This is a genomic window from Micromonospora sp. NPDC047620 (genome assembly GCF_043205005.1).
Classification (GTDB): domain Bacteria; phylum Actinomycetota; class Actinomycetes; order Mycobacteriales; family Micromonosporaceae; genus Micromonospora.
In genome coordinates this window covers 20,894-27,541 of record NZ_JBIDDG010000052.1, presented here as the reverse complement: position 1 = coordinate 27,541, position 6,648 = coordinate 20,894, and the positions used below count along the sequence as shown (strand labels likewise).

Sequence of the window (6,648 nt, the reverse complement as noted above, 5' to 3'; positions counted from 1 at the left end):
GCATCGTCCTTCCACGCGCGCCCGACTCTACGAGGACCAGCAACTACGTGAATCGCTCGCTGACACTGACACACCAACATCCTCAATTCGGCATGACAGCGCACGGCGCCACGCGCCACCAATGCGCGGACAGCTACAGCCGCCTACTTTTTGCTCCCCTCGCCTGAGCAGTACTGCTGAAGCATGAGCGGGCGGCGGACCAGACGAAGCGCGATACGAACCGGTGTGAGCAGTAGTTGACGGCGATCCGCTGCCGGGTGAACAGGCGGCGCCGTAGGACTACTGTCGCTCCGCATGACCCACGTCGAGATCGAGATCACCGTGGAGCTGGTCCGGGATCTGGTACGCGACCAGCACCCCGACCTCGCCGATCGCCCGGTTCGGCCAGGCGCGCGTGGATGGGACAACCAACTGTGGCGGCTTGGTGACGACCTGGCCGTCCGGCTTCCCTGGGCGACCGGGTCTGCGGACGCGCTGCTGCGCAAGGAGTACTCCTGGCTGCCCACGCTTGCCCCGCGCCTTCCGCTGCCGATCCCCGTCCCGCAGCGGTTCGGCGCGCCCTCCGAACGGTTCCCTCGACCCTGGCTCATCACCACCTGGGTTCCGGGCGCACCCGCCGACCGGACACCCGTCACGCGTGCTACAGACGCGGCCAAAACCTTGGCCACTTTCCTAACGGCTCTTCACCAACCTGCCCCCAACGGCGCGCCCGCGGGCAGGGACCGCGGCGGGCCACTGGCCGACCGAGCCGAGCAGTTCGCCAAGGGGCTCACCTACGCCACCGAGCGGGGGCTGATCAACGACCCGGACGCCGTCCGCGCCGTCTGGCACGACGCGGTCACCGCGCCTCAATGGACGGGCCCGGCGCTATGGCTCCACGCCGACCTGCACCCGGCCAACGTCCTCACCGCCGACGGCACCTTCTGCGGCGTGATCGACTTCGGCGACCTCTGCGCGGGCGACCCGGCATATGACCTCGCCGCCGTGTGGCTCCTGCTACCGGGCGACACCACCGACCACTTCTACGCGGCCTACCAGCCGACCTCGGACACCGCCACCATGCGCCGCGCCCGCGGCTGGGCGATGGCCCGCGCCCTCGGCGGCATCCTCATCGGCGACGACGGCGTCCACGGCCGCCCCGGCGGCAAGCCCACCTGGGGCCCACCCGCCCACGCCGCCCTGCGACGCCTCACCGCCGCAATCCGCTGACCGGCGATCGCCACTGCATCCGACAGCCAGCGTGCCAACCATCCGCACATCGGCAGGCCCGGACGCCAGCCGTACCACTTGCCGTAACGCTGCCTTGCGAGCCCTTCGCGGCAGATGTGGATGCGGATGCGGCAGTGATCAAGGGTTGACAAGCTCAAGCCGGCTGCGGCAACCTTGCAGCCGACCACGCGATCGGCGTGGGCACTCTGCATGAGGGAATGACGCCTGTGATCCGGGTAGGCCGAGCGGCCGCCTGAGTGTTGACCACGCGACGGATGATCGTCGCGCGGCTCTATCACGGTTGAGCGGTCCAACGCTTCTTCCGTCCACCGCAGCTTTCTCATGCATCGAGGTTTTACGTTGATCATGGATGTCCGCATCCAGCAGTCCGTCGTCGCCAACCTGTCCAACCGACCCGCGCCCGTAGAGGTGGGGCCGTTCGTGATTGGGATGGATCCGACAACGACCAGTCCCAGCATCAACTACGCGACGCCGCGTCCCGGTACTGCCATCACCGCGGCCGACGTCACCGCCCTGGTCGCAGCCTTCCGTGCGGCTGATCGCAAACCCCGCCTGGAGTACGTCACCAGTTGCGCCCCCGGCCTGGAGGCACTTCTGACCGCCGCCGGCTTCATCGTGGAGGCCCGGCACACCTACCTGCTCTGCGTGCCCGGCACGTTGAAGACACCACCCACGCTCGACCACCTCGATCTACACGAACCGGGCACCAACTCTCAGCGCGCCGCGCTGATCAGCGCGCAGAACGAAGCCTTCGGCGGCGACCCGGTGGCCTCCGAGGCTGACGTAGCTCGGCTCCGGCGCCAGCAGGGCGCCGGCGGCGTGGCCGTCATGGCCGTCACCGACGACGGCACCTGTGCGGGAGGTGGCGGGGCGGCCCCGCCCACCGGCGCGGTAAGCGAGGTCGCCGGCATCGCCGTTCGCACGCCCTACCGCCGCCAGGGACTGGCGGGCGCGATCACCGCCGAAATAACCCGGCGGCTGTTCACCACAAGCGCGGAAATCGCCTGGCTGGAGGCCTCCGGCGAGGATTCGTGGCGGGTATATGAGCGCGTCGGCTACCGACCCGCCGGTCAACGGCTCTACATCGCCTTGAACTGAGGTCCGACAGAACCCGGGCTGAGGTCCACCGACCAAGGCCCGGGCCACCTCTGCGGTTCACCACGGAACACCCGCTCATCGGCACGACCGGACGCTGGCGACCGGCGCTGACATCACCCTCGGTGACGAGCGCTTCGCGGCATGAGGGTGCATCGCCGCCGAGGTCACGGACGCCTAGAGGTACGTGACGGTGTTGCTGTCTCGGCGTAGGTTCCCCAGGTGACTGTGTACGACATCGCCGCCAAGCTGCCTTCCATCGGCGTGCTGCGGGACCGCTGCAAGGCACTCGCCGTCCTGGAGTGCATCCTCGCCGGCGGTGAGCCCTACTACGCCTACACCCGCGCCTGGGGTGACGACGAGGCGGCGTTGATGAACAACGGCAGCGGAGACGAGTGGGCGGTCGTGTTCACCGCCGAGGGTGCGTTCATCCGTGTGTTCGACCACGAGTCGGCGATGACGCCGTACCGCAGCCCGGACGGCGAGATGTGGCCTGGACTGCTCGAGGGCATCCCGGCGGTGTTCCGTCCGCAGATCGAGGAACCAGCGACCGGCGACGAGGAGGGACAGCTCCTCGCCACCGCCGTACTGTGGCGGCTCTCCGGTGATGACCGCTGGCACGCCGGCGAAGGCATCGTCTTCCCTCCGCTCAGCGGGCCGTACGACGACAACGCCCCGGACGGCTCTGGGCTGCTTGAAATCCTGCTCGACGACATCGTCGACCGGTACGTCACGTTCGCCGAGGACTACTACGAGATCGAACTGGACCCGACGGTGGTCGAGCACGTCGTCGCGCACCGCCCGCTCACTGACGTCGTGGTGCAGGCTTTGAACCGAGAAATGACGGTTGCCAGGTTGCATGAGCACATCACCGCGATTGGATACTCGCGATGGCGTGACGGCACAGCGGCGAGATCCGGTCGCCCACACAAACCCCGCGAGACGGCGAAACCGATCGCCCCAACCGCCGCCAGCACCGCGCCGATATAACCGTACTTGCGCAGCTGAACACTGCTGAGCGCAGCGGCCACGCGGCCTGGGTAGGCGGGATCGGCTGGGACACCGAAACGAATGTGCACGTCAGAGGATAGTGTCCCCCACCCGCTCGCGGGCAGCGCCTGACTCGCGCCCCGCTGGCCGGATCGTCGGTGTCCGCCCGTTGTCGCGGCAGAACCGGATGGCCTCGCGGGACGCGGCAGAACGGTCACGCAATACCGAGCCGGCCAGCACCGGCATGACAGTGCGTCTGCGCCACGACCGCAGCCACTTCCGCATGCGGCAAACTCGCTCACTCGGGCAGCGGCAGGCGCGAAAGGGCTGGCGCGCATAAGGTCGGCCCGACACGGCGACCTTCGTCAGACTAGAACGGGGCAGGACATGTACCAAGGCACCCGCGACGAGATGCTCGGCCGCCTGGCTATGGCAGTCGGGTCCGTCACAGTCGCACACCCGACGCGGGTTGCCATCGACGGACCGCCCGCCGCCGGCAAGACCACCCTCGCCGACGAGCTGGCCGTCGTCTTGCGCGAACAGGGCCGCGACGTCATCCGCGCGACGATCGACGATTTCCTCTTCCCCCGGGCACAGCGCTACCCGCGCGGCGAGTACTCGGCCGAAGGGTGTTACTACGACACCCACGACTACGACGCGCTGAACCGGGTTCTGCTCGATCCGCTCGGCCCGGGCGGAGATCGACGCTTCCAACACGCGGTCTACGACCGCACAGCGGATACTGCGCTGTCCCCGCCGGTCACGACTGCCCCCGCCGACGCCGTGCTGGTCTTCGACGGCGTCTTCCTCATGCGCCCGGAACTGATTGACCGGTGGGACCTGCGCATCTTCGTCTCGACGGCACTCGAAAAGACCGTGGATCGTGCCGCGATCCGAGAGCGCCGGGTGTCATCTCGGGCCGAAGTCGAACGGCGCTGGCGCGAGCGTTACATCCCCTCCCAACAGCTCTACTTCGCTACGGTCCGCCCGACCCATCACGCCAACATCATCGTGCACAACGACGAGCCCCAGCTGCCGGTCTGGGAGACTCAGACACACTGACCGCACTCAATTCGGCAAAGCCGGATGCATCCCTTACGGATCTGCGAACGCGCGACTCGCGGCAGTAGAGTTTGCTCTACAATCTGTTCGCGTACTCCTCTAGCAGCCGATTGATGGCCCCCCGTGGCGGCAAATCATCGACCGTCAAAGGTGAAGTTGGGGTTTTTTGTGATTTGCCGGTGGAGTGCGGCCCGAAGCCGAGCAGGGCGCCATCGACGGCTACCTAAATACGGTGTGGCGGTCGTTGCTGGCGACGTACCCGTCGCAGGTCGGGTCGTTCCTCGACCCGACCACCTTCCTCGGCGCGGTCGTCGCCGGCGCTGAGAGATTCCTCGATACCTGGGACGTCACGCTCGGCTCGACGGCAGATCGCCACGCTACCTGGCCGACGCGGCGAACGGACTCGACCTCGCGGACCGGAAGCCGACCACGCTTGCCGCCTGGCTGCGCGAGACGGTCCGCGACCGGCTGCATCGGGCGTTCGAGCGTGACCACGCCAAGTCCTGGAGTGACGGCCTTGCGCGGGCCCACGACCTCGTCCGCATGCAACCACACCTCGGTCTGCGGCAAATCCTGACCTTCGTCTGGGCCGACGTTCATGCGCGCGGGGCACCGTCCCAGGTCCATGAGGATTGCGCAGGTAGGCCGGGAAGGTTCGCACGTCCGGTAGCCCACAGTAGTGTCGGCCACGGTTCGCCGTCCGATGGCGCGGAGGGGAACAACCGGCGCAGCGCCCCGGTACAGAGGTCGGCGGGCGGGGACCATGTCAGGTCCAGCCCGACGGCCACGTCATGCATATGGACTAGAACCTCGACGACGCCCATCGCGGCAAACCCGGAGGGATTGGAAGGACCGTACGCGTGAAATGACAGCCGGTCCGGTGGCGCAGCGTCTACCATTGCCGCCAGCATCGCCCCGCACGTCTCGAAGACCTGCACCAGCCCGGACGGCCCTTCGCCCGGGTCCACGAAGATCGTCAAGGGTGGCCCACCCGAACGGCGTCGCTGCCAGCCGAAGGGGACATGGGCGCTCGTGGACGGATTCGCGGGACCAAGCTGCGCGGCGTATACGAATAGATCATCACTCATGTGCTCGACCGTCTCCCAGCAGCTCCATTCCAGGTCGCCGGCCGGTTTCTGCCAGTCGAGATGGGTGGCTGCCGCAAGGGTTTCACGGGCAAGTTCGGCAGTCCGCGTTACGTCGTCGGCGATCATCCGTCAAGACAGGACCATGGCGGGCGTTGACGCAACCCATTTTCGTACCGTTGACAAGTGCCGAGGCGAATCTGACAACGCACGGACATCGGCATGACCGGACGCCAGCGACCGGCGCCGACATCCCCCTCGGTGACGAGCGCTTCGCGGCAATAGCGGATGGCCCGGGCCGCGCCGCATGCGCTGGAGGCCGCCGCCACCCGCGGCACTTTCTGCCACCATGCTGACCATGTCGAATCCTCCACGTTTCTCGCCGTCTGCCGTGCCGGTGGGGGTCAGGCTGGCCGCTGCCACGCTGGGGTTGATACGAGAACCCCTCGTATCGCTTGGCGGCACCACCGGGTCTGCTTGGGCGTGCGGTACCAACGTGCTGCGTATCGGCAACCCCGGGGACTTGCGCCGAGAGGTGCTGGTAATGCGCGCCGCCTCCCGCGCCGTGCCTGTGCCCGAGGTCCTGGCAGCAGCGGAGTTCATCGACGACAAGCAACACCCCCGGGCGGTTCTGCTCTTGACGCGGTTACCGGGACGTCCCGCTGCCGACCTCGCCGATGTTTCACCGGCCCGGGCACGCTGGTGGGGCGAGGTTTGCGGGCACCTACACGCCGCCCTGGCCACGGTGTCACCTCCGCCGGGACTGCGCGCCGCGCCAGCCGTTCCCACATCGGAGGCGAGCGCAACCACCTGCTTGCTTCACCTGGACCTGCACCCGCTTAACGTGCTCGTCGACGAGGCTGGCGCCGTCAGCGGCGTTCTGGACTGGGCCAACGCCGCAGCGGGCCCGGCGGTGCTGGACCGGGCCCGCACCTGGTCGATCCTCACTCTCGACCCCGAAGTTCTGCCGCTGCGAACTGAGCCTCGCTACAAGGCGCTGCTGCAGGGCTGGACGCGCGCTGCCGGGTTCGAGCAACTCCCGCCGGCGGCCCGTGCGTGGGCGTGTCAGTTCATGCTTGACGACCGTGCGATGCGTTACCCCGCCTCTCGCCTCGACCACATACGGCGATACCTGACCGAGAACCTCGGCGTCGGCGCCTGAACAACGCGCCATCCGCTCTTCGGC

The 6,648-nt window shown here is 67.9% G+C and carries 7 protein-coding genes and 1 pseudogene; 4 read left to right on the top strand and 4 right to left on the bottom strand.

Going from position 1 to position 6,648, the window contains the following annotated elements:
• Positions 1–294 precede the first annotated feature (294 nt).
• Together ACGF5C_RS33300 and ACGF5C_RS33295 are read left to right on the top strand one after the other, a co-directional pair.
• Positions 295–1,209 carry an aminoglycoside phosphotransferase family protein gene (locus tag ACGF5C_RS33300; RefSeq protein ID WP_393308154.1) on the top strand — a complete coding sequence of 305 codons (915 nt, stop codon included), beginning with the start codon at positions 295–297 and terminating at the stop codon, positions 1,207–1,209.
• A 366-nt stretch (positions 1,210–1,575) separates the two neighbouring features.
• Complete coding sequence (locus tag ACGF5C_RS33295) at positions 1,576–2,328, top strand: GNAT family N-acetyltransferase (protein ID WP_393308156.1); 753 nt, start codon at positions 1,576–1,578, stop codon at positions 2,326–2,328.
• Positions 2,329–2,502: 174 nt separating this feature from the next.
• On the opposite strand, the gene ACGF5C_RS33290 is transcribed toward ACGF5C_RS33295, so the two are convergent.
• On the bottom strand, positions 2,503–3,123 hold the full coding sequence (locus ACGF5C_RS33290) for a hypothetical protein (protein WP_393308152.1): 621 nt from the start codon (positions 3,121–3,123) through the stop codon (positions 2,503–2,505).
• Between the two features lie 106 nt (positions 3,124–3,229).
• Positions 3,230–3,404: pseudogene (locus ACGF5C_RS33285) on the bottom strand (YcxB family protein); the annotation flags it as partial.
• A 298-nt stretch (positions 3,405–3,702) separates the two neighbouring features.
• Between ACGF5C_RS33285 and ACGF5C_RS33280 the strand changes: the two are divergent.
• Entirely contained in the window at positions 3,703–4,377 is a 675-nt protein-coding gene (locus tag ACGF5C_RS33280) for a cytidylate kinase family protein (protein ID WP_393308150.1), read from the top strand.
• A gap of 219 nt (positions 4,378–4,596) precedes the next feature.
• Here the strand turns inward: ACGF5C_RS33280 and ACGF5C_RS33275 are convergent, their stop codons facing one another.
• Positions 4,597–4,977, bottom strand: a complete 381-nt coding sequence (locus tag ACGF5C_RS33275) for a hypothetical protein (RefSeq protein WP_393308148.1) — start codon at positions 4,975–4,977, stop codon at positions 4,597–4,599.
• Positions 4,974–5,591 carry a hypothetical protein gene (locus tag ACGF5C_RS33270; protein ID WP_393308146.1) on the bottom strand — a complete coding sequence of 206 codons (618 nt, stop codon included), beginning with the start codon at positions 5,589–5,591 and terminating at the stop codon, positions 4,974–4,976. Before ACGF5C_RS33270 ends, ACGF5C_RS33275 begins: the two co-directional genes overlap by 4 nt.
• Positions 5,592–5,811: 220 nt before the next feature.
• Between ACGF5C_RS33270 and ACGF5C_RS33265 the strand changes: the two genes are divergently transcribed.
• On the top strand, positions 5,812–6,624 hold the full coding sequence (locus tag ACGF5C_RS33265) for a phosphotransferase enzyme family protein (protein ID WP_393308144.1): 813 nt from the start codon (positions 5,812–5,814) through the stop codon (positions 6,622–6,624).
• The last annotated feature ends 24 nt before the right edge of the window (positions 6,625–6,648 follow it).